Source organism: Planctomonas deserti (genome assembly GCF_003067705.1).
In the GTDB taxonomy this organism is placed as follows: Bacteria; Actinomycetota; Actinomycetes; order Actinomycetales; family Microbacteriaceae; genus Planctomonas; species Planctomonas deserti.
Genome location: NZ_QANL01000001.1, coordinates 320507 through 342942, shown reverse-complemented (window position 1 = coordinate 342942; position 22436 = coordinate 320507). Strand labels below are relative to the sequence as shown.

General features: G+C 70.5%; 17 protein-coding genes and 2 pseudogenes. 11 read left to right on the top strand and 8 right to left on the bottom strand.

Annotated elements, in window-relative coordinates; genetic code table 11:
• Window positions 1-127: 127 nt before the first annotated feature.
• The 4 genes and pseudogenes from DAI20_RS01510 to DAI20_RS01495 form a co-directional block, all read right to left on the bottom strand.
• Window positions 128-907, bottom strand: a pseudogene (locus DAI20_RS01510) (ABC transporter ATP-binding protein); the annotation flags it as partial.
• On the bottom strand, window positions 907-1848 hold the full coding sequence (locus tag DAI20_RS01505) for an ABC transporter ATP-binding protein (RefSeq protein ID WP_108248815.1): 942 nt from the start codon (window positions 1846-1848) through the stop codon (window positions 907-909). The pseudogene DAI20_RS01510 and the gene DAI20_RS01505, both read right to left, overlap by 1 nt.
• Entirely contained in the window at window positions 1841-2821 is a 981-nt protein-coding gene (locus tag DAI20_RS01500; protein WP_108248814.1) for a branched-chain amino acid ABC transporter permease, read from the bottom strand. Before DAI20_RS01500 ends, DAI20_RS01505 begins: the two co-directional genes overlap by 8 nt.
• A 3-nt stretch (window positions 2822-2824) precedes the next feature.
• Window positions 2825-4144 carry a branched-chain amino acid ABC transporter permease gene (locus tag DAI20_RS01495; RefSeq protein WP_240605814.1) on the bottom strand — a complete coding sequence of 440 codons (1320 nt, stop codon included), beginning with the start codon at window positions 4142-4144 and terminating at the stop codon, window positions 2825-2827.
• Between the two features lie 259 nt (window positions 4145-4403).
• Between DAI20_RS01495 and guaB the strand changes: the two genes are divergently transcribed.
• The 9 genes and pseudogenes from guaB to guaA all read left to right on the top strand — a co-directional run bounded on the left by guaB (window position 4404) and on the right by guaA (window position 15632).
• Window positions 4404-5906 (top strand): IMP dehydrogenase, encoded by a 1503-nt coding sequence (gene guaB, locus DAI20_RS01490; RefSeq protein WP_108248813.1) that lies wholly within the window; start codon window positions 4404-4406, stop codon window positions 5904-5906.
• A gap of 206 nt (window positions 5907-6112) precedes the next feature.
• Complete coding sequence (locus DAI20_RS01485) at window positions 6113-7807, top strand: ABC-F family ATP-binding cassette domain-containing protein (protein ID WP_108248812.1); 1695 nt, start codon at window positions 6113-6115, stop codon at window positions 7805-7807.
• Between the two features lie 9 nt (window positions 7808-7816).
• Window positions 7817-8934 (top strand): annotated as a pseudogene (locus DAI20_RS01480) (GuaB3 family IMP dehydrogenase-related protein).
• A gap of 56 nt (window positions 8935-8990) precedes the next feature.
• A complete protein-coding gene (locus DAI20_RS01475) occupies window positions 8991-10724 on the top strand; it encodes a glycerol-3-phosphate dehydrogenase/oxidase (RefSeq protein WP_205781319.1) in 1734 nt (577 codons plus the stop codon).
• A gap of 102 nt (window positions 10725-10826) precedes the next feature.
• On the top strand, window positions 10827-11366 hold the full coding sequence (locus tag DAI20_RS01470; protein WP_108248810.1) for a cation:proton antiporter regulatory subunit: 540 nt from the start codon (window positions 10827-10829) through the stop codon (window positions 11364-11366).
• Window positions 11367-11368: 2 nt separating this feature from the next.
• On the top strand, window positions 11369-12724 hold the full coding sequence (locus tag DAI20_RS01465; RefSeq protein ID WP_108248809.1) for a cation:proton antiporter: 1356 nt from the start codon (window positions 11369-11371) through the stop codon (window positions 12722-12724).
• A gap of 14 nt (window positions 12725-12738) precedes the next feature.
• Window positions 12739-13566, top strand: coding sequence for an SURF1 family cytochrome oxidase biogenesis protein (locus tag DAI20_RS01460; RefSeq protein WP_159084872.1), 828 nt, complete (start codon window positions 12739-12741; stop codon window positions 13564-13566).
• Between the two features lie 10 nt (window positions 13567-13576).
• The gene (locus tag DAI20_RS01455; protein WP_108248807.1) at window positions 13577-14053 is read left to right on the top strand and encodes a DUF3817 domain-containing protein; all 477 of its coding nucleotides are present in this window, start codon (window positions 13577-13579) and stop codon (window positions 14051-14053) included.
• Window positions 14049-15632, top strand: a complete 1584-nt coding sequence (gene guaA, locus DAI20_RS01450) for a glutamine-hydrolyzing GMP synthase (protein ID WP_108249669.1) — start codon at window positions 14049-14051, stop codon at window positions 15630-15632. Before DAI20_RS01455 ends, guaA begins: the two co-directional genes overlap by 5 nt.
• 79 nt (window positions 15633-15711) lie before the next feature.
• Here the strand turns inward: guaA and DAI20_RS01445 are convergent, their stop codons facing one another.
• The 3 genes from DAI20_RS01445 to DAI20_RS01435 all read right to left on the bottom strand — a co-directional run bounded on the left by DAI20_RS01445 (window position 15712) and on the right by DAI20_RS01435 (window position 18228).
• Entirely contained in the window at window positions 15712-16752 is a 1041-nt protein-coding gene (locus tag DAI20_RS01445; RefSeq protein WP_108248806.1) for a protein kinase family protein, read from the bottom strand.
• Window positions 16753-16893: 141 nt separating this feature from the next.
• Window positions 16894-17676 (bottom strand): Bax inhibitor-1/YccA family protein, encoded by a 783-nt coding sequence (locus DAI20_RS01440; RefSeq protein WP_108248805.1) that lies wholly within the window; start codon window positions 17674-17676, stop codon window positions 16894-16896.
• 48 nt (window positions 17677-17724) lie between these two features.
• Window positions 17725-18228 (bottom strand): hypothetical protein, encoded by a 504-nt coding sequence (locus tag DAI20_RS01435; protein WP_159084871.1) that lies wholly within the window; start codon window positions 18226-18228, stop codon window positions 17725-17727.
• A 148-nt stretch (window positions 18229-18376) separates the two neighbouring features.
• Here DAI20_RS01435 and DAI20_RS01430 point away from each other — a divergent pair, with 148 nt between their 5' ends.
• Window positions 18377-19429: a glycerophosphodiester phosphodiesterase family protein gene (locus tag DAI20_RS01430; protein ID WP_108248803.1), complete on the top strand. Its 1053-nt coding sequence runs from the start codon at window positions 18377-18379 to the stop codon at window positions 19427-19429.
• A 144-nt stretch (window positions 19430-19573) separates the two neighbouring features.
• On the opposite strand, the gene DAI20_RS01425 is transcribed toward DAI20_RS01430, so the two are convergent.
• Entirely contained in the window at window positions 19574-19795 is a 222-nt protein-coding gene (locus tag DAI20_RS01425) for a hypervirulence associated TUDOR domain-containing protein (protein WP_108248802.1), read from the bottom strand.
• A gap of 186 nt (window positions 19796-19981) precedes the next feature.
• Here DAI20_RS01425 and DAI20_RS01420 point away from each other — a divergent pair, with 186 nt between their 5' ends.
• Window positions 19982-22423, top strand: a complete 2442-nt coding sequence (locus tag DAI20_RS01420) for an ATP-dependent helicase (RefSeq protein ID WP_108248801.1) — start codon at window positions 19982-19984, stop codon at window positions 22421-22423.
• Window positions 22424-22436 lie beyond the last annotated feature (13 nt).

Here is a 22436-nt window from a genome sequence, read left to right as displayed (position 1 = left end):
CGCGGTGCGACCTGCCGGTCGCCGGACCCGAGCCCGTTCCCGCGCCCGAGGCCGGGGTGCCGGTGCCCACGGTGCCGACGACTCCCGTCGCACCGGTGTCGGTGGAGCGCGCCTTCGTCTCCGCGTCGACGTCCGCGGCGAGGGTGCCGAGGTACAGCTCCGTCACCTTCGGGTCGTTGAGCAGCTCGCGGCCGGTGCCCGTGTAGGCGTCGCGGCCCTGGTCGAGCACGTAGGCGCGGTCGCAGATCTGCAGGCAGCGGCGCGCGTTCTGCTCCACCATGATCACGGACACGCCGGCCCGGTTGATCTGGTGCACGCGCAGGAAGGTCTCGTCCTGGCGCACGGGGGAGAGGCCGGCTGACGGCTCGTCGAGCAGCAGCACCGACGGGTCCATCATGAGCGCGCGGCCCATGGCGACCATCTGGCGCTCGCCGCCCGAGAGCGACCCGGCGCGCTGCTTGCGCCGGCTGCCGAGCTCGGGGAACAGGGTCGTCACGAACTCGAAGCGCTCGGCGAAGACCTTGGGCCGCTGGAACAGCCCCATCTCCAGGTTCTCCTCGATGGAGAGCGTCGGGAACACGTTGTTGTTCTGCGGCACCATGCCGACGCCTTTGCTGACCAGCTTGTCGGCCTTGAGCCCGGTGATCTCCTCGCCCTTCAGGTGGATGGACCCGCCGCGGATCTTCACCTGGCCGAACACCGCCTTGAGGAACGTGGACTTGCCGGCGCCGTTCGGTCCGATGATGCCGATGAGCTCGCCCGGGTACGCCTCGATGTTGCAGCCGTTGAGGATGTTGACGCCCGGCAGGTACCCCGCAACGAGGTCGGTGCTGTAGAGCACGGGCTCGACGGTTCCTGCGGACGCCCCGCGGGAGGTCCCGGGGGAGGAGGTGGAGAAGTCCGACATCAGTGCTCGTCCTTTCGGTCGGCGTTCCCGCCGTGGTGGGCGGCGGCCGCTTCCTTGGCCTCGATGACCGGGTTCGAGCCGGTCATGTCGCCGAGGTCGGTGTCGTGGTGGGCGCCGAGGTAGGCGTCGATCACCGCGGGGTCGCTCATGACGGTCTCGGGCGGTCCCTCGGCCACGACCCTGCCCTCCGCCATCACGATCACCCAGTCGGAGATGTGGCGCACCATGTGCATGTCGTGCTCGACGAAGAGCACCGACATGCCCTCCGACTTCAGCTCCTTGATGTGGCCGAGCAGCGACTGCGTGAGCGCGGGGTTGACGCCGGCCATGGGCTCGTCGAGCATCACGAGCACGGGGTCGCTCATCAGGGCGCGGGCCATCTCGAGCAGCTTGCGCTGACCGCCGGACAGGGAGGCGGCGTAGTCGTCGCGCTTCGTGTCCAGCTTGAAGCGGGCGAGCAGCTCCTCGGCCTTCGCCGTGATCTCCTCCTCGCGCTTACGCCACAGCGGCTTGATCAGCGCGGTGAAGATGTTCTCGCCCGGCTGCTTGGTGGCGCCGAGCAGCATGTTCTGCAGCACGCTCAGGCGCCCGAGGGACTTGGTGAGCTGGAACGTGCGGACCATGCCCTTGCGGGACACCCGGAACGCGGGCACGCCGGCGAGGCTCGAGCCCTCGAAGCTCCAGCTGCCCGTGTTCGGCTTGTCGAACCCGGTGAGCAGGTTGAAGAACGTGGTCTTGCCCGCGCCGTTCGGTCCGATGAGCGCCGTGATGGCGCCGCGCGGGATCTCGACGTGCTGCACGTCGACGGCGGTGAGGCCGCCGAACGTGCGGGTCACGTTGTCCGCGACGACGATGGGGTCGACCTTCTTGCAGCCGGGGCCGACGGCACCGGCGACGAGAGGATGGGTTACGGCCGTGTCGGACCGCGTCGTGTCAGACATTGAACGACAGCTCCTTCTTGTTGCCGAAGATGCCCTGCGGCCGGAAGACGACCAGCAGCATGAGCACCGCTCCAATGATCATGAACCGGATCTGACCGGCCTGGGTGGTGGAGATGAAGGTGATGATGTCCGCGGAGATGAGTCCGCGGAGGATGCCGTCGCTGAGCGTCAGCAGCGTCGCGAAGATCATCGCGCCGATGATGGGACCGAACAGCGTCGCGGCGCCGCCGAGCAGCAGCATCGTCCAGATGAAGAACGTGAGCGTCGTGCCGTAGTTGCCCGGCTGGACCGCGCGGGGAAGCACGAACACCACGCCCGCGAGCGAGCCGAGCACGCCGCCGAGCACGAGCGCCTGCATCTTGTAGGCGTACACGTTCTTGCCGAGGCTGCGGACGGCGTCCTCGTCCTCGCGGATGCCCTTCACGACGCGGCCCCAGGGGCTACGCATGAGCAGGTAGACGAGCACCGTGGCGAGCACGACGAGGCCCCAGCCGAACACGCGGATCCACAGCTGGTTGGCCGTGTAGGTCCAGGGGCCGAAGCCGTACGAGCCGGTCGGGAACGGATTGATGCCCACGAACGCGTCGTTGAAGCCGGACAGGCCCGCGGCGCCGCCGGTGTACTCGGTGAGCCCCGTCGTCGACACGACGTAGCGCACGATCTCCGCGCTGGCGATCGTGACGATGGCGAGGTAGTCGGCCCGCAGCCGCAGCGTCGGGATGCCGAGCAGGAACGCGAACACGACGCTGGCGAGGATCGCCGCGAGGAACGCCGCCCACAGCGGGGCGTCGAACGAGAGCGTCGCGATGACGAAGGCGTACGCGCCGACGGCCATGAAGCCCGCCTGCCCGAAGTTCAGCAGGCCGGCGTAGCCGAAGTGCACGCTGATGCCGATCGCGGCGAGGGCGTATGCCGCCGTCACCGGGCTGAGCAGCTCGCCGGCGGCGTTGTTGAGAATCTGACCCCAGTCCATGGGCTAACCCACCCTTTCCTTGCGACCGAGCACTCCCTGCGGCCGCACGAGCAGCACCACGATCAGGATCAGCAGGGCGACGGCGTAGCGGAGGTCGTTGGGGATCCACACCGTCGAGACCTCCGTGACGATGCCGATGATGAGGGAGCCCACCAGCGCGCCGAACGCGCTGCCCAGGCCGCCGAGGGTCACGGCCGCGAACAGCAGCAGCAGGATCTGGAAGCCCATGTTCCAGTTCACCTGGCGGAAGATGCCGTACAGGATGCCGCTGAGTCCGGTGAGCGTCGCCGCCATGACCCAGACGATCCGGATGATGCGGTCGACGTTGATGCCGGACGCCGCCGCGAGCGACGCGTTGTCGCTCACGGCGCGGGTGGCCTTGCCGATGCGGGTGCGGGTGAGGAACAGTCCGACGAGCGCAAGCATCACCGCGCTGACGATCATGCTCACGACCGAGGCGACCGTGATGGTCACGGGCCCGAACGACACCGTCTCGGTGAGCCCGGTGTCCAGCGTCTCGATGTTGCCGCCCAGGAAGAACAGCACGATGTAGCGCACGAGGATCGACAGGCCGATGGTCACGATCATCGCTTGGACGAGTCCGACGCCTCGTCGCCGGAGCGGCTTGTGCAGCCACGCGTCCTGCGCGTACCCGGTGAACGCGCTCAGCACGAGCGTCACCGCGATGGCCGCGATCAGGGGCATGTTCAGCACCGTGCCGAAGAAGAAGAACACCACACCGCCGAACGTCACCATCTCGCCGTGCGCGAAGTTGTTGAGCCTCGTCGTACCGTAGATGAGCGAGATGCCGATGGCGCCGAGCGCGAGCAGCAGGCCGAAGTTCAGTCCGTAGACGAGGCGCGTGAGGATGGTGTCCGCGATGTTCGTGCGCACGATCTCGCGCTCGCCGGTCGGGAACAGCACGTTGACGGTGTTCGTCGTGCCGAGCGTCACGGCGCGCGTCACGTTGTCCGGGTCCCGCGGGCTCACGCCCTCGGGCAGGGTGTCCGGCAGCAGCGTCGCGGTGTAGTCGCCGGCCGACGGCACGCTGACGGCCCAGCGGCCGTCCGCGCCGGTCGTGCCGACCTCGCTGAAGCCCTGGCCTTCGACCTCCACCTCGACGCCCTCGAGGGGGTCGTCGCCGCTGCGGATGATGCCGCCGATCGTGAACGTGTTGGTGAAGTCGCTCGTGGGGGTCGGGGTTGGCGCAGGTTCCGTGCTCGCCGAGGCGGGGCCGAGGCCCACGCTCAGTACGAGCACCCCGACGGACACGATCACGCCGAGCATCGCGACGATCACCGCCAGGATGGGTCTACGTCTCACAAGTTGGGGCACTGAACCTCCAGAGGGGGGCCGTCGGGTTGGCGCGCCGGTCCCCGGGGGTACCGCCGTCGTCGCTGACGTTACTTGTCGTTTGTGTCTCTCATGTTTCGCACCGCGGCGAAAGCTTGGCCCATTATGGGCGGCGCCAAGGGTGAACCCTAATGGACGGGAATAGCGGGAAGCCTGACCGGTTAACATGGGATACCGGATCAGCGCCGACACCGGAGTACCCGCACACCTCGCTATTCCAGGGAGACTCATGGACCAGCATGATCCTTTCGGCTTCGTCGGACTCACCTACGACGACGTCATGTTGCTTCCCGCGCACACCGATGTGATCCCGAGTGAGGCCGACACGACGTCGCGGCTCACGAAGCGCATCTCCGTGTCCGCGCCGCTCCTCTCCTCCGCGATGGACACCGTCACGGAGTCGCGCATGGCCGTGGCCATGGCGCGCCAGGGCGGCCTCGGCGTCATCCACCGCAACCTCTCCATCGAGGACCAGGCGGCGCACGTCGACAAGGTGAAGCGCAGCGAGTCCGGCATGATCACGAACCCGGTCACGACCCGCCCGGACGCGACCGTCGCCGAGGTGGACGCGCTCTGCGGCCAGTTCCGTGTCTCCGGCCTCCCGGTCGTCGAGGCCGACGGAACGCTCGTCGGCATCGTGACCAACCGTGACATGCGCTTCGTCTCCCCGTTCGAGAAGGGCACCACGCTCGTCCGCGACGTGATGACGCGCTCGCCGCTCATCACGGCCCCCGTCGGCATCGACCCCGACTCGGCCGTCGCCATCTTCGCGCAGCACAAGATCGAGAAGCTGCCGCTCGTCGACGAGGCAGGCAAGCTGCGCGGGCTCATCACCGTCAAGGACTTCGACAAGTCCGAGAAGTACCCGAACGCCACGAAGGACGCCGAGGGCCGCCTGCGCGTCGGCGCCGCGATCGGCTTCTTCGGCGACGCCTGGGAGCGCGCGATGGCCCTCGTGGACGCGGGGGTCGACGTGCTCGTCGTTGACACGGCGAACGGCGACAGCGCGGGAGTGCTCGACATCATCCGCCGACTGAAGACCGACCCCGCGGCCGCGCACATCGATGTGATCGGCGGCAACGTCGCGACCCGCTCCGGCGCGCAGGCGCTCGTCGACGCGGGCGCGGACGCCATCAAGGTGGGCGTCGGACCGGGCTCCATCTGCACGACCCGCGTCGTCGCGGGCGTCGGCGTGCCCCAGGTCACGGCCGTGTACGAGGCGTCCCTCGCCGCGCGCCAGGCCGGCGTTCCGGTCATCGCGGACGGCGGCCTGCAGTACTCGGGCGACATCGCGAAGGCGCTCGTCGCCGGCGCGGACACCGTGATGCTCGGCTCCCTGCTCGCGGGCTGCGACGAGAGCCCCGGCGACCTGATCTTCGTCAACGGCAAGCAGTTCAAGACCTACCGCGGCATGGGCTCCCTCGGCGCCCTGCAGACGCGCGGCAAGCGCACCTCGTACTCGAAGGACCGGTACTTCCAGTCCGACGTACCGAGCGACGACAAGCTCATCCCCGAGGGCATCGAGGGGCAGGTGCCCTACCGCGGCGCGCTGTCCAACGTCGTCTACCAGCTCACCGGCGGCCTGCGTCAGTCGATGTTCTACGTCGGCGCGCGCACGATCCCGGAGCTGAAGGAGCGGGGCCGCTTCGTGCGGATCACCGCGGCCGGGCTCAAGGAGTCGCACCCCCACGACGTGCAAATGGTCATCGAGGCGCCCAACTACCGGCGCTGACGCGCTGACGCGCTGAGGCGCTGACCGGACGGCCCCTTGGAGGCCGCGCTGTCTCGACAGCGCACGTCTCGTCAGCGCGCGTCTCGACAGGCCGCGTCTCGACAGCCCGGCGCGGCGCCGATAGTCTGGTCGGCTCGCCGACGGCGGGCGGACCGGCCGGCGCCTCCTCGGCCACCCGGTCCTCTCGACGAGGGCGGGAGTGCTCCGTGGGCCACATCGACGTCAGCGCGGTCTCCCTGGCGCTGCCCGACGGCCGCCCCCTGCTCGACGAGGTGAGCTTCACCGTGGGGAGCGGCGTGACCGCCGCCCTGATCGGACCGAACGGCGCGGGCAAGTCGACGCTGCTGCGCATCCTGCGCGGCGAGCTGCGCCCGGCGTCCGGGTCCGTGTCCGTGTCCGTCGACGGCGGCCTCGGCGTCATGGACCAGTTCGTGGGCACCCCGGGCGGCGTCGCCACGGTGCGCGACCTGCTGGTGAGCGTCGCGCCGCCGCGGGTGCGGCAGGCGGCCCTCGCGCTCGACGCCGCGGAGGATGCGCTGCTGGAGTCCGACACGATGGACGCCCAGATGCGCTACGCCGGCGCGCTCGCGGACTACGCCGAGGCCGGGGGATACGAGCAGGAGACGGCGTGGGACACCTGCACCGTCGCCGCGCTCGGCGTGCCGTTCGACCGGGCGCAGTACCGTGCGCTGAGCACGCTGTCCGGCGGCGAGCAGAAGCGGCTGGTGCTCGAGGCGCTGCTGCGCGGCCCGGACGAGGTCCTGCTGCTCGACGAGCCCGACAACTACCTCGACGTGCCGACGAAGCGGTGGCTCGAGGAGTCCCTGCGGCGCAGCCGGAAGACCGTGCTGCTCGTCTCCCACGACCGCGAGCTGCTGGCCCGGGCGGCCGATCGCATCATCACGCTCGAGGTGGGCGGGAGCGGCAACTCCACCTGGACCCACGGCGGCGGCTTCGAGGGGTACGTGCGGGCACGGGAGGACCGGCTGGAGCGCCTGGACGAGCTGCGGCGGCGATGGGACGAGCAGCACGAGAAGCTCCGCACCCTCGTGCGCACCATGAAGGTGAAGGCGGCGGCGAACGACGGCTTCGCCTCCCGATACCAGGCCGCCCTCACCCGGCTGCGGAAGTTCGAGGAGGCGGGGCCGCCCGAGGAGCGCCCGCGCGACCAGCACGTGCGGATGCGGCTGCGCGGCGCGAGGACGGGCAAGCGCGCCATCGTCTGCGAGGACCTCGAGCTGACCGGGCTCATGCGCCCGTTCGACCTCGAGGTGTGGTTCGGCGAGCGCGTCGGGGTCCTCGGCTCGAACGGCTCGGGCAAGTCGCACTTCCTGCGCCTGCTCGCCCGCGGCGGCTCCGATCCCGATCCGACCCTGGGCCACGGCACCAGCGTCGGCGGGACCCTCGCGCCCGTGCCGCACACGGGCTCGGCGCGGCTCGGCGCCCGGGTCGTGCCCGGCTGGTTCGCGCAGGTGCACGAGCATCCCGACCTCGTCGGGCGCACGCTGCTCGACATCCTGCACGTCGGCGACGCGGAGCGCCGCGGCATGCCCCGGGAGGAGGCGAGCCGCGCCCTGGACCGGTACGGGCTGGCCGGGGCGGCGGAGCAGACGTTCGAGTCGCTGTCGGGCGGGCAGCAGGCGCGCCTGCAGATCCTCCTGCTCGAGCTCTCCGGCGCGACCCTGCTGCTGCTCGACGAGCCGACGGACAACCTCGACCTCGTGTCCGCCGAGGCCCTGGAGGACGCGCTCTCCCGCTTCGAGGGCACGGTGCTCGTGGTGACGCACGACCGATGGCTCGCCCGGAGCCTCGACCGCTTCGTCGTGTTCGGCTCCGACGGGCACGTCTCGGTGTCCGACGAGCCCGTCTGGGACGAGGGCCGGGTCGAGCGCGCCCGGTAGTCTTGGGGGGTGAGTGACGTAGAGATCGGCCGCGCCAAGCGGTCCCGCCGTGTGTACGCGTTCGATGACATCGCCATCGTCCCCTCGCGCCGCACGCGTGACCCTCAGGACGTGTCGATCAGCTGGACGATCGACGCGTACCAGTTCGACATCCCGTTCCTGGCCGCGCCGATGGACTCGGTCGTCTCGCCCGAGAGCGCCATCCGCATGGGCAAGCTCGGCGGGCTCGGCGTCCTCGACCTCGAGGGGCTCTGGACGCGCTACGAGAACCCCGAGCCGCTGCTCGAGGAGATCCGCGCGCTGCCCGCCGACGGGGCAATCGAGCGGATGCAGGCGATCTACTCCGAGCCGATCAAGCCCGAGCTCATCAGCGCGCGCATCGCGGAGATCCGCGCGGCCGGCGTCACCGTCGCGGCGGCGCTGTCGCCGCAGCGCACCCAGGACCACTACGAGGCCGTCGTCGAGGCCGGCGTCGACCTCTTCCTCATCCGCGGCACGACGGTCTCCGCCGAGCACGTGTCGAAGAACCAGAAGCCGCTGAACCTCAAGAAGTTCATCTACGAGCTCGACGTGCCCGTGATCGTCGGAGGTGCCGCCACGTACACGGCCGCGCTGCACCTCATGCGCACCGGCGCCGCGGGCGTGCTCGTCGGTTTCGGCGGGGGAGCGGCGTCGACCACCCGCAGCACGCTCGGCATCCACGCCCCGATGGCCACGGCCATCTCCGACGTCGCGGGCGCTCGCCGCGACTACCTCGACGAGTCCGGCGGCCGCTACGTGCACGTGATCGCGGACGGCGGCCTCGGCCGGTCGGGCGACATCGTCAGGCGATCGCCATGGGCGCGGACGCCGTGATGCTCGGCTCCGCGCTCGCCCGGGCCACGGATGCGCCTGGCGGCGGCTACCACTGGGGCGCCGAGGCGCACCACTCCGAGCTGCCCCGCGGCAACCGCGTGCAGGTGGGTCAGGTCGCCCCGCTCGAGCAGGTGCTGTACGGGCCGTCGACCGTCGCCGACGGCACGGTGAACCTCGTCGGCGCGCTGCGCCGCGCGATGGCGACGACCGGCTACTCCGACCTCAAGGAGTTCCAGCGCTCCGAGGTCGTTGTAGCCCCATACTTCGCGTAATAGCGTAGATCGGCGGGGCGCGAGAGCGGCCCGCTCTAGAAGTTCGGAGGCAAGGAATGGCCGCACGAAGGACTGTGTCCCGCTCGTCGAAGCTCGGACCGGAGGAGCGCGCCGCCGCCATCACCGCGCTCAAGGAGAAGGAACTCGACATCCTCGTCGTCGGCGGCGGGATCGTCGGCACGGGGGCGGCGCTCGACGCCGTGACCCGCGGCCTCAGCGTGGGCATGCTCGAGGCTCGGGACTGGGCGAGCGGCACGTCGAGCCGCTCGTCGAAGCTCGTGCACGGCGGCATCCGCTACCTCGAGCAGCTGGACTTCCGCCTCGTCCGCGAGGCGCTCATCGAGCGCGGCCTGCTGCTGCAGCGCATCGCGCCGCACCTCGTGAAGCCCGTGCGTTTCCTCTACCCGCTGAAGACCCCGGTCATCGAGCGGCTCTACATCGGCGCCGGCATGCTGCTGTACGACATCTTCAGCTGGTCCGGCGGCCGCCCGCCCGGCGTCCCGCACCACAGGCACCTGTCGAAGCGCCAGGTGATGCGCGCCATCCCGAGCCTGTCGAAGGACGCGCTCGTCGGCGGCATCACGTACTACGACGCGCAGGTCGACGACGCCCGCTACGTCGCGTCGCTCGCCCGCACCGCCTCCTTCTACGGCGTCCACGCCGCGAGCCGGGTGCGCGTCGAGGGTTTCATTAAGGTGGGGCAGCGCGTCGTCGGCGTGCACGCGCACGACGTGGAGACGGGGGAGCGGTTCGACGTGCGCGCGCGTCAGGTCGTCAACGCGACGGGCGTCTGGACGGACGACACCCAGGCCATGGTGGGCGAGCGCGGCCAGTTCAAGGTGCGGGCCTCGAAGGGCGTGCACCTCGTCGTGCCGCGGGACCGCTTCCAGTCCAACACCGGCCTGCTGCTGCGCACCGAGAAGAGCGTGCTGTTCGTGATCCCGTGGGGCAGGCACTGGCTGCTCGGCACGACGGACACCGACTGGCGCCTGGACAAGGCGCACCCCGCCGCCACCGCCGCGGACATCGACTACATCCTCGAGCACGTGAACCAGGTGCTGCAGGTGCCGCTGACCCGTGAGGATGTCGAGGGCGTCTACGCCGGCCTGCGGCCGCTGCTCGCCGGCGAGTCCGAGCAGACCTCGAAGCTGTCGCGCGAGCACCTCGTCGCCCACTCCGTGCCCGGTCTCGTCGTGATCGCGGGCGGCAAGTGGACGACGTACCGCGTGATGGCGAAGGACGCCATCGACGAGGCCGTCGCCGCGCTCGACGGGAAGGTGCCGCAGAGCGTCACCCAGGACATCGGTCTGCTCGGCGCCGAGGGCTACCAGGCGGCGTGGAACCGGCGCGGCAAGATCGCCCGGGCGTTCGGCGTGCACCGCGCGCGCATCGAGCACCTGCTGAACCGCTACGGCACCATGACGGACGAGATCCTCGACCTGCTGCGCGAGCGACCCGAGCTGGGCGAGCCGCTGCCCGGCGCCGACGACTACATCGGCGCCGAGGTCGTGTACGCCGCGAGCCACGAGAGCGCCCTGCACCTCGAGGACGTGCTCGCCCGCCGCACCCGCATCTCGATCGAGGCCTGGGACCGCGGCGTGTCCGCCGCCCCCGTCGCCGCCGCCCTCATGGCCGACGTGCTCGGCTGGGACGCGGAGCGCGAGCAGAGCGAGGTGGCGAACTACCTGAAGCGGGTCGCCGCCGAGGTGGAGAGCCAGACCCAGCCGGACGACGAGTCCGCCGACCGGGTGCGCCTGGAGGCGCCGGACATCGCGGCCTCCGCCCTGTAGGGGAGGGGCCGGGGCGCCGCTCGCAGCGGCGCAACCGTCGACCGTGCACGCAGGCGGCCGCGGCTAGACTGTCCTGGCCTCTTCTCACGCAAGGAGTACGAGATGGTCGACGTTCGGCGGGTCAAGCTTCCCGGGGTCGGTGTGCTGCATACCTTCCTCACGGACGACGGGGGAAAGGTCGGCGTCATCGCGCACCGCTCCGGCCACAGCGACCTCATCACCTTCGCGGACGACGAGGACGGGCCGGACGGCAGCAAGGTCTCCCTGCGGCTCAGCGAGGACGAGGCGCACACCCTCGCCGAACTCCTCGGCGGCACCCGGATCACGGAGTCGCTCGGCAAGCTCGAGCAGATCCCCGGCCTCAGCATCGACTGGTTCACGGTCGACTACGACGACCACATCGCCGGTCAGCCGCTGGGCAACCCGGCCGCGCGCGGCGTCGTGGGGCTCACCGTCGTGGCGGTGGTGCGCGGGGACTCCGCGAACCCGGCCCCGGCCGACGACTTCAAAGTCTTCCCCGGCGACACCCTCGTCGTCGCGGGATCCCCGGAGAAGGTAGCGAAAGCGTTCAACTTCTACCGGACGGGTGACCTGTCCTCGTCGGCGAAGCACGAGCGCGTAGACGCGCCGCCCGGGGGCTGAGCATGCACCTCGGCGAAGACCTCATCATCCTCGGCCTGCTTTTCGTCATCGCCTACGTGCTCGGCCGGCTCGGGACCCTCATCGGCCTCCCGGCGATCCCCGTCTACATGGTGGTCGGGCTGCTCGCGAGCCCGAACACGCACGTTTTCCCGCTGAACTTCGACTCGGCCGACGTCGAGCTCATCGCGGTGTTCGGCCTCGTGCTCCTGCTGTTCAGCCTCGGGCTCGAGTTCGATCAGGACGCGTTCTTCACGAGCGCCGGGCGATTGCTGCTCTCCGGCGGCAGCTACATCCTGCTGAACACCGGGGCGGGCCTGCTGTTCGGCATCCTGATCGGCTGGGGCCCGCGCGAGGCGCTCATCATCGCCGGCATGATCGGCACCTCCTCGAGCGCCATCATCACGAAGCTGCTCATCGAGCTGCGCAGGCTCGCCAACACGGAGACCCCGGTGGTGCTCGGCGTCACCGTGGTCGGCGACATCTTCATCGCCGTCTACCTCGCGATCGTGTCGGTCGTGCTCTCCGGCGAGACCGAGGCGTGGCCCATCGTCATGCAGCTGACCATCGCGTTCCTGTTCCTCATCGTCATGTTCGCCGTCGCGCGATGGGGCGGCCGGGTGGTCACCCGGCTCACCCGCACCCGCGACGAGGAGCTCTTCACGATCCTGTTCTTCGGCCTCGCCGTGATGTTCGCCGGCATCGGCGAGCTGATCGGCGTGACCGACGCCATCGGCGCGTTCCTCATCGGTCTCGTGCTCGGCGCGACGCGGCACCGGGCGCGCATCGAGCGGGCGAGCGTGCCGCTGCGCGACGTGTTCGCCGCCTTCTTCTTCGTGAACTTCGGCCTCGCGCTCGACGTTGCGGAGTTCGGCAGCGTCGTCACGCTCGTGCTCGCGGCGGTGCTGCTGACCTTCGCGGTGAACATCCTGTCCGGCTTCGTCATCGCCCGGCTGCACTCGCTCACCGTGCCGCAGGCCATCAACACGGCGGCCATCATGGTAAACCGCGGCGAGTTCACGCTGATCCTCGCGACGCTCTCGCTCGGCGCGGGGCTGGACGAGAGGCTGCAACCGTTCGCCGGTCTCTACGTGCTGCTGATGGCCGTGCTCGGCCCGCTGTTCGCCTCGAACTCCGAGCGCATCGGCCAGGCTGTCGCCGGTCGTCGCCGCCCGGTGACGCACGTCCGGCCGCCCCGGGACCTGGAGCGCGAGAACGCGATCGCGCTCATGGAGGCGGCCACGGCCGACATGACCGAGGACACCCGCGAGCCCGACGACGGCGAGGGCGACCTCGACAGGAGGACCATCCGGTCCGAGCCGCGGACCCGGCCGGAACGAGAGAGAGAGCCGGACTACTGACGATGCTCGCCATCATGCGCCGCCCGAAGTGGATCGGGCTCCTCGTGCTCGCCCTCGCCGTGGCGGCCGCGTTCGCGGCCCTCGGCCAGTGGCAGCTCTCCCGCGCCGTCGAGGAGGGCGTCGTGGTCGAGCGCGCGACGGAGGAGGCGGTGCCGCTGACGAGCGTGGTCCAGCCGCAGCAGATGACGGAGCAGAAGGCGTCCGGTCAGGTCGTGAGCGTGCGGGGCGCCTGGGCGCCCGGTGACTACGGCGTGGTGAGCGAACGGGTCAACGGCGGGGAGACGGGCTACTGGGTCGTCGGCCGCCTGGACGTCGCGCTCGACGAGGCCTCCGTGGCCCCGGACGCGCCGGGGCTCGCGGTCGCGCTCGGCTGGACGGCCGATCGGGAGGACGCGGAGGCGAGGAGCGACGCCCTCAACGCGGGCGACCCGGGCGGCGAGGTGACCGAGGTCGTCGGCCGGTTCCTGCCGACGGAGGGGCCGAACGTGCCCGACGACGACGAGAACCCCTTCGCGATCACGTCGATGTCCGTCGCCGCGCTCGTCAACACCTGGCGGGACTTCGACGACCGCGACGCATACTCCGGCTACGTCGTGCTGACCCAGGCGCCTGCGGGGCTCGTCGGCATCGACTCGCCCGCGCCGAGCGACGACGTGCAGCTCAACTGGCTCAACATCTTCTACGCGGCCGAGTGGGTCATCTTCGCGGGCTTCGCCGTCTTCATCTGGTACCGCCTCGTGCGTGATGAGCTCGAGCGCGAGACGGAGGAGGCCGAGGACGCCGCCGCCGCGGCGGGCGCAGCGCCGACGCCCGCGGAGTCCGCGTCCAGGCCCGGCCGGTAGAATCGACGCCATGCCGCTCGCCCCCAAGCCCGAAGCATTCCCCCGCATCCGCAGCGCGCTGAGCTTCTACCGCATCACCGCGTACGTCACCGGCGTGCTGCTCCTGCTGCTGACGATCGAGATGCTGTTCAAGTACCTGGGCGGCGTGGAGATCGAGCTCGGCGGCCCCTTCGGCTTCCTCGCTCTCGTGCCCGAGGGCACCTCCACCGCCGTGAACCTCAGCACCGGCATCCTCATCGTGCACGGCTGGTTCTACGTCGTGTACCTCATCGCCGACTTCCGGCTCTGGAGCCTGATGCGCTGGGGCCTCGGCCGCCTGCTGATGCTGGCCGCGGGCGGCGTCGTGCCGTTCCTCTCGTTCTTCGTCGAGCACCGCACGTCCCGCGAGGTGAACGGCTATCTCGCCGCCCGCGAGGCCGAGCTCGCGTCCCGTGCCGCGGCGGCTCCCGCGGCGACGTCCGACCCCACCGTGGAGGCATCACATTAGCGTCGACAATCCCACTGAGCAGCGGCCCGTACTCGTCGTCGACTTCGGGGCGCAGTACGCGCAGCTGATCGCGAGGCGCGTGCGGGAGGCGAACGTCTACTCCGAGATCGTGCCGCACTCGGTCACGGCGGAGGAGATCGCGCGGAAGAACCCCGTCGGCATCGTGCTGAGCGGAGGGCCGTCCAGCGTGTACGAGGAGGGCGCCCCCGCGGTCGACCCCGACATCTTCGACCTCGGCGTGCCCGTCCTCGGCATCTGCTACGGCTTCCAGGCCATGGCGAAGTCGCTCGGCGGCGAGGTCGCGCGCACGGGCCAGCGCGAGTACGGCTCCACCAACGTGACCGTCGCGGGCGGCGACAGCGTGTTCCTCAACGGTCAGGCGAGCGGCCAGACGGTCTGGATGAGCCACGGCGACTCCGTGTCCGCCGCCCCCGAGGGGTTCGAGGTGCTCGCCAGCACCGAGTCCACCCCCGTCGCCGCGTTCGCGAGCGACGAGCGCAAGCTCTACGGCGTGCAGTGGCACCCCGAGGTCAACCACAGCCAGCACGGCCAGGCCATCCTCGAGAACTTCCTGCACCGTGCCGCGGGCATCCCCGCCGACTGGAACAGCGGCAACGTCATCGCCGAGCAGGTCGCACGCATCCGCGAGCAGGTCGGTGACGCCCGGGTCATCTGCGGCCTCTCCGGCGGCGTCGACTCCGCGGTTGCGGCCGCCATCGTGCACGAGGCCGTCGGCGACCAGCTCACCTGCATCTTCGTCGACCACGGACTGCTGCGCGCCGACGAGCGCCGCCAGGTCGAGGAGGACTACGTCGCCTCGACCGGCGTCCGGCTCGTCACTGTCGACGCGGTCGAGCAGTTCCTGGACGCCCTCGCCGGCGTGAGCGACCCCGAGCAGAAGCGCAAGATCATCGGGCGCGAGTTCATCCGCACCTTCGAGAACGCCGCCGAGGCGCTTGTGCTCGAGGCTGCCGCGGGCGGCGAGCCGATCCGATTCCTCGTGCAGGGCACCCTCTACCCGGACGTCGTCGAGTCCGGCGGCGGATCCGGCACCGCGAACATCAAGAGCCACCACAACGTCGGCGGGCTGCCCGAGGACCTCCAGTTCGAGCTCATCGAGCCGCTGCGCACCCTGTTCAAGGACGAGGTGCGGGCGATCGGCCGCGAGCTCGGCCTGCCCGAGGCCATCGTCGGCCGCCAGCCGTTCCCCGGCCCCGGCCTCGGCATCCGCATCGTCGGCGAGGTGACCCAGGAGCGGCTCGAGCTGCTGCGCCAGGCCGACGCCATCGTGCGGGCCGAGCTCACCGCGGCCGGCCTCGACAACGAGATCTGGCAGTGCCCCGTCGTGCTGCTCGCGGACGTGCGGTCGGTGGGCGTGCAGGGCGACGGCCGGACCTACGGGCACCCCATCGTGCTGCGCCCCGTGTCCTCGGAGGACGCGATGACGGCCGACTGGACCCGCCTGCCCTACGACCTGCTGGCGCGCATCTCCAACCGCATCACGAACGAGGTCGCCGGAGTGAACCGGGTCGTCCTCGACGTGACGTCGAAGCCGCCGGGCACCATCGAGTGGGAGTGACGCTCGCCCGATGACGAATCGGGCCGAGTGACGAAGCGGGCCGTCCTCAGGGCGGCCCGCTTCGTCGTTCCCGGGCGGCTCAGCCTCTCAGCCACGCGCCGATCGAGAGCGCGATCTCGACCCGGCGGGGGAGGGCGGCCATGTCCGCCTCCGCCTGCCTGCGGCCCTCCGCCCGGCGCTGCGGCGACGCCTCACGGAGGCCCGTCGCCCGCTGCAGGCAGAAGGCGAGCCAGTCGACCCCGATGAGCAGGTCGAGGGCGAGGTCCTCCGGTCGCGCCGCCGCGTCCTCGCCCCCCGCGCCGCGATAGGCGGCGATCGTTCCGCGGGCAACGGCCGGGCGCTCCCAGCCGGCCAGCGCCATCGCGGTGCGGAGAAGCTCGGCGCTCGGCCGCCACGGGCTGGCGACGTCCCAGTCGCACAGCAGATGTCCGGAGGGGGCGAGGAGAAGGTTCTTCTGGTCGACGTCGCCGTGGCTCATTACCGTCGCCGAGGCGTCCGCCCGTGCCGCGTCGTACAGCTCGCCGATCCGGGAGACGGAGCGGGACACCGCCTGGGCGCGACGCCCCAGGGACGGGTCCCGGGCGGTCACCCGCTCGACGAGCTCGGGCCAGGCGTCGATGCCCGCGCGGTCGGAGACGGGGAACACGTCGCGCCGCCGGGGCTGGTGCCCGAGTGCGTGCATCCGGGCGAGATCGGCGCCGACCGATCGGGCGACTCCAGCGTCGACCGGGCCGGGCGGGCAGGGAACGGCGTCCGCCCACTCGTGCACACGCACGGGGACCGGGTCGCCAGCTCCCGACACCTCGACGTCGGCGAGACAGGCGCCGGTGCGCGTCGGCACCGGCCGCGGCATGGCGACGCCGGAGTCCTGCGCGGCGCGCTCGAAGTCCCAGGCCTCGGCCAGCCACTCGCGCCAGTGCTCCTCACCCCACGGGTTCAGGAGCTGCTTGACGGCGAAGCGTCCCCGGGACGTGCTCAGGCGGAAGACCCGGTGCGACCACGCGCGGGGGACCGGCGTGAGGGAGAGCGGTGTGCCGGGGAGGTCGAAGGCCGCCGCGATCGCCGCCATCGAGGGGAGGGGCGACGGCGAGGACGGGGTGGAACCGGTGCCGGTGGTCACGCAGCCATCCAAGCACCGGCCGCGCCACCCGCGCCCGGGTCGGCGAAGCGGCGCCGATCCGGCCCCGGGGAACGAAGAACGGCCGCCCCGAGGGGCGGCCGTTCCGCTGTGCTGTGTGGTGCGGGGGTCAGTCCGCGTCGATCAGTCGCTGCCGCGCAGGATGGCGAAGATGCGCAGGAACTCGACGTACAGCCACACGACGGTGACCATGAGGCCGAACGCCGCCTGCCAGCCAAGCTTGCGGGGCTGGCCCGTGCGCACGGCCCGCTGGACGAAGTCGAAGTCCAGCACGAGGGAGTACGACGCCATGAGCACCGCGAGGGCGCCGATGACGAGGCCGAGAACACCGGAGCGGAGGCCGAACGGGCTGTCCAGCACGCCGAAGATGACGAGGCCGAAGTTCACCAGCGAGAAGGCCAGGTAGCTCACCATGGCGATCATGAAGATCTTGGTCGCCTTGGCGGATGCGCGGATCTTGCCGCTGCGGAACAGGGCGAGCACGACGCCCACCACGACGAGCGTGGCGAGAACGGCCTGCACGGCGATGCCCGCCATCCCGGGCTGGGCCTCGAAGATCGCCGAGATGCCGCCGACGAACAGACCCTCGAACGCCGCGTACGCGACGATGAGCGGCACGCTCGGCTCGCGCTTGAAGCTGTTGACCAGGCCGAGCACGAGGCCGACGATCGCGCCGACGATGGCGAGCGCGGGGAAGAGCCAGCCGACAGCCGCTCCGACAAGCAGCACGGCGAAGAGACCGGCCGTCTTGGTGATCGTGTCTTCGTAGGTCATGCGGCCCGTGTCGACGGCGGTGGCCGACGGCGCGTTGTACATGGCCTGCAGGCTTTCGGGCGTGACCTCCTGCGTAGGGGCTCCGCCGCGGCCGTTGAAGGCCGGGTTTCGCGAGAACGTGGGGTTTGCCATGGTTCCTCTATCTATAGGGGTGACTGCACTACTCAGTGCCCCTCCAGGCTAGTGGACGGTGCTTGACGGTTGCCTTGATTTTCGCCTGAAGCGTGACGCCGCGGGATCGAGCGCCAGGGTCCGCGCCGACCAGGCGGCGACGACGAGCACGACGGCGCTCACACTGAGCGCAAGGCCCTGGTCCGGGTAGCCGTGCAGGAGGGTGGCGAGGAGCAGGCCCGAGCCGAGAGGGAGCAGGGCGGAGAGCGCGGACACCGCGGGGCGGTGCCGCACGAGCAGCCAGCCGAGGAGCGGGAGCACGAGCATCGCCATCTGGGTCGGGCCCGCGAGGAGCGCGCAGATCGCGATGATGCTCGGGCCGGCCACGACGACGCGGCGCCACCCGGCCGCGGGGAGGATGATCCAGCCCGCGGCGTGCAGCACGCTGCCGACGAGGAGGGCCACCAGGAAGTAGGTGTTGGTGAGCACGAGCAGCAGGCCGCCGGCCAGGATGCAGGTGAGGCCGGCGACGTACCGGCCGCGATAGCTGCCCCACTTCAGTGGAAGCGTCATCGTCGGTTCTCGCTCGAGCACGGGTTGTCCCTCATCTCCTCCGGCCTCGCGGCGCGCGCGATCGGCCGATTTCCACGGCGGGGGGATGTGGGGGGTGATCGGTATGATACACGGCGCGGACCCCGCCCGCGGTGGATAGCGTTGACGGGTGCCGCTTCCTCCGAGTCCCCGCGCCCGTGTCATCGGCCACCGGGGTGCCAGCGGGTACCGGCCGGAGCACACGCGCTCCAGCTACGAGCTCGCCCTGGCCCTCGGCGCAGATGCCATCGAGCCCGACATCGTGGCCACGAGGGACGGCGTGCTCGTACTGCGCCACGAGAACGAGATCTCGGGCACCACAGACGTTGCCGCGCACCCGGAGTTCGCGGACCGCCGCGCCACGAAGGTCATCGACGGCAGCGAGCTGACCGGGTGGTTCACGGAGGACTTCACGTGGGCGGAGCTCCGCACGCTGCGCGCACGGGAGCGGCTCCCAAAGATCCGGCCGTCCAGCGCGTCCTTCGACGGGACCTTCGGGCTGCTCGCGCTGCCCGATCTCCTTCGACTGCTCGACGAGGCGGGCGAGGTCGACGGCGTGCGACCCGGCCTTGTCGTCGAGGTCAAGCACGCCACCTACTTCGAGTCCCTCGGCCTCCCGCTCGATGAGCTCCTCGCCCGGGATTTGAACGAGGCGGGTTGGAACGGGGCCGCGGACCGCCTCACCATTGAGGCGTTCGAGGAGAGCGTCCTGGCGAAGGTCCGCGCCCGCGGGGTGGGCGGCGAGTTCATCTACCTCGTCGAGGCGTCCGGGTCGCCGTTCGACGAGATCGCGGCCCGCGGCGCCCACGCTCGGGAGTACGCGGATCACCTCACCGACGAGGGACTCGCCGCGCTCGGCGGGCGGGTCGACGGCATCAGCGTCGACAAGGGCTTGATCCTGCCCACAGACGAGCACGGCCGGGCCGATGCGCCGAGCGACCTCGTGGCGCGGGCGCACGCGGCCGGGCTCCTCGTCTTCTGCTGGACGCTCCGGACCGAGAACCGGTTCCTGCCGGTGAACTTCCGCTACGGCGGCGGGCCGTCCGCTCCCGGCGATTACGAGAGCGAGTGGACGCGCATCCTGGGCACGGGCATCGACGGGGTCTTCGCGGACCACCCGGACCTCGCGGTCGCGGTGCGCGACGCAGCCGGCCCTACGGTCGCTGAGCCCTACGGTCGCTGAGCCCCTCGCGGTCGCTGAGTGGTGCGTCGCGTGCCGGGCTCCCGGACCGTGGATGTGGCGGCCCCCGTCAGGACCGAAGGCCCGTGACGTCCCTTCGACAGGCTCAGGGACCGTGAAAGGCCCGAGCCTGGAGTGTGGAAGCGGCTAGTCCTTCTTGAGGGCGGAGGGCTTGTGCACGGCCTCGCCGCCGCTCTTCTCGCTCTTCACGAGGTACTGCGGGTCGTCCTTCGATGCCCGCACCGTGCGGCCGGCGGCCTCGGTGTCCGAGGTGATCTTCTTCTCGACCTCGCCGGTGGCCTCACCGCCGTGCGACTTCCATGAGACGTGGTCGCCCTTCGAGAACTCGTCGTTCTTCTTGTTCGTCATGGCGCGACGCTACGCCGCCGGGCGGGGGCGCGGCGGGGGAGTCCCTGGGAGTCGGCCACGTGCTTCGTGCGAGAAGCACGGGCGGACGACCGCTGCACCGGCCGTATGGGCTGTACGGGCTGGACCGAGGCTCGTGCGCCGGACGGGGTCCGGTGTCGGGGGGAGAACGTACAATCGGGTACCGATATGACACCCCCTCCCGAGAACATCGTCCGGATCGTGTCCGGCGCGACGCCGGTGATCGTCGAGCCCCACAACTCCCTGCTCGACGGGCTCAATCCCGAGCAGCGCGAGGCGGTCGAGTACCGGGGGCCCGCCCTGCTCATCGTCGCGGGCGCCGGATCGGGCAAGACCCGCGTCCTCACCCACCGCATCGCCGGGCTGCTCGAGTCCCGCGAGGCGTGGCCCAGCCAGATCCTGGCCATCACGTTCACGAACAAGGCCGCCGCCGAGATGCGCGAGCGCGTGCAGTCGCTCGTCGGCAGGGCGGCCGAGGGCATGTGGATCTCGACGTTCCACTCGGCCTGCGTGCGCATCCTGCGCCGCGAGGCGGAGAACTTCGGCTTCACGCCGAACTTCACGATCTACGACTCCGCGGACAGCCGGGTGCTGATCAAGCGCATCATCAAGCAGTACCAGGCCGACGCGTACGGCTTCACGGTCGGCTCGGTCGCGTCCCGCATCTCGAAGCTCAAGAACGAGCTCGCCGATGTCGACAGCTTCGCCCGCACGGCGAACTTCAACGACCCGGCCGAGACGGCGTTCGTCGAGGTCTTCCGCGAGTACACGCGGTCGCTGAATGCGGCGCACGCATTCGACTTCGACGACCTCATCGGTCAGACCGTGTACCTGTTCCGCGCCTTCCCGCATATCGCGGCCAAGTACCAGCGCCGGTTCCGGCATGTGCTCGTCGACGAGTACCAGGACACGAACCACGCGCAGTACTCGCTCATCCGTGAGCTGACCCGGCCCGTCGCGCCGGAGCACGTGCCGGCGGACACCCGCACGGAGCGCAACCCCATGGGCGGCATCGACGGCGCGTCCCTCACGGTCGTCGGCGACTCCGACCAGTCGATCTACGCCTTCCGGGGCGCGGACATCCGCAACATCGTGGAGTTCGAGCGGGACTTCCCGAACTCGAAGGTCGTGCTGCTCGAGCAGAACTACCGCTCCACCCAGAACATCCTGTCCGCGGCCAACGCGGTCATCTCGAACAACTTCGACCGCAAGGACAAGAAGCTGTGGACGGCCGTGGGTGACGGCGAGAAGATCACCGGCTTCACGGGCTACTCCGGCCACGACGAGGCGCAGTTCGTGGCGGACGAGATCCAGAAGTTGCACGAGGAGGGGATGGACTACAAGGACATCGCCGTCTTCTACCGCACCAACTCGCAGACCCGCGCGCTGGAGGAGATCTTCATCCGGTCGGCCCTGCCCTACCGCATCATGGGCGGCACGAAGTTCTACGAGCGCGCCGAGATCAAGGACGCGATGGCCTACCTTGTCGCGGTCGCCAACCCCAACGACGTCCTCGCGCTGCGGCGCATCCTGAACACCCCGAAGCGCGGCATCGGACCGGCCACCGAGACCCAGCTCGGGGTGTACGCGGAGACGAACGGGGTGAGCTTCCGGCAGGCCATGCGGGATGCGGGCAAGCTCGGGCTCGGCCCGAAGGTGACCGGGTCCATCCTGCAGCTGGCCCGTCTGCTCGACGAGGTCGAGGAGATGCTCGACCCGATGACCCCGGGGGGACCGTCGGCCGTGAGCGACGTGCTGAGCGTGCTCATGGACCGCAGCGGTCTTCTCTCGACGCTGCGCAACAGCCGCGACCCGCAGGACGAGGCGCGCGCCGAGAACATCGACGAGCTCCTCGCCGTGACCAAGGAGTTCAGCCGCAACAACCCGGACGGCCAGCTGATCGACTTCCTCACCGAGGTGTCGCTCGTCGCTGCGGCCGACGAGCTCGACGACAGCTCGGGCACGGTCTCGCTCATGACCCTGCACACCGCCAAGGGCCTCGAGTACCAGGCGGTGTTCCTCACCGGCGTCGAGGAGGACCTGCTGCCGCACCGCATGTCGGCGAACGAACCCGGCGGGCCCGCGGAGGAGCGGCGGCTGTTCTACGTGGGCATCACCCGCGCGAGGCGCAAGCTGTTCATCTCGCTCGCCATGACGCGCGCGCAGTTCGGTGACACGAGCGTCGCGATGCCGAGCCGCTTCCTACAGGAGATCCCGGCGGACCTCATCGAGTGGAAGCAGTCGCCCGGCATGGCCAACTCCCGCGGCGGCACGCAGCCCCGGGCACTGAACGCGCGGCGGGAGGGTGGCGGGTACGGCTTCAACCGGTCCTCCCGAGCCATGGACGGGCCGAGCTTCGCCGACAGCACGTCGCGCGCCCTCGGCGAGTCGCGACCGAAGACCGAGTGGACCAACCGCGTCACCGGCACGGTGCGGGACAACGGCGACCTCGAGCTCGCGGCGGGTGACCGCATCCGGCACACGGACTTCGGCGAGGGGCGCGTGGGCGCGGTCACGGGGGTCGGCCCGAAGCGCATCGCCGAGGTGCACTTCGACACGGCCGGGCGCAAGCGACTGCTCATCAAGGTCGCGCCGATCGAGAAGATCTAGCGGAGCGGAACAC